1 protein-coding gene is annotated in these 706 nt (G+C 55.8%); it reads left to right on the forward strand.

What is annotated here, in order from left to right:
* On the forward strand, positions 1-706 hold a 706-nt coding region (locus FOV68_RS23870; protein WP_143991733.1), incomplete at both ends, for an Rpn family recombination-promoting nuclease/putative transposase.

Raw genomic sequence — 706 nt, forward strand, 5'->3', positions numbered from 1 at the left:
CCCGGATGTCGCCCGTGATTTCATGGAACTCCACTTGCCCGCAGAGCTGCGTGCTATCTGTGACCTCAGGACACTGAAGCTGGAATCCGGCTCGTTCGTCGAGGATGACCTGAGGCAGTACTTTAGCGACGTGCTCTACAGTCTGAAAACCACAGCCGGTGAGGGTTATGTCCACGTACTCATTGAGCACCAGTCTTCACCTGATAAACACATGGCTTTTCGCCTGATGCGTTATGCGGTGGCTGCCATGCAGCGACACCTTGATGCGGGCCATAAGAAGTTGCCACTGGTGATACCCGTGCTGTTCTATACGGGTAAACGCAGCCCGTATCCTTACTCCACCCGGTGGCTGAATGAGTTTGATGATCCGGCGCTGGCAGGCAAACTCTACAGCAGCGCTTTCCCGCTGGTTGACGTTACCGTCATTCCTGATGATGAAATCGCCGGCCATCGCAGCATGGCCGCCCTGACCCTGCTGCAGAAACATATTCATCAGCGGGACCTGGCAGAACTGACTGACCGGCTGGCGCCCATATTGCTGGCCGGCTATCTGTCTTCATCACAGGTGATATCGCTGGTACACTATATTGTACAGGCAGGCGAAACAGCCGACGCCGAAGGCTTTGTACGCGAACTGGCACAGCGTGTGCCGCAACACGGAGACGCACTTATGACCATCGCACAACAGCTCGAACAGAAGGGCATC

Source organism: Pantoea sp. paga (assembly GCF_007558755.1).
GTDB classification, from domain to species: domain Bacteria; phylum Pseudomonadota; class Gammaproteobacteria; order Enterobacterales; family Enterobacteriaceae; genus Pantoea; species Pantoea agglomerans.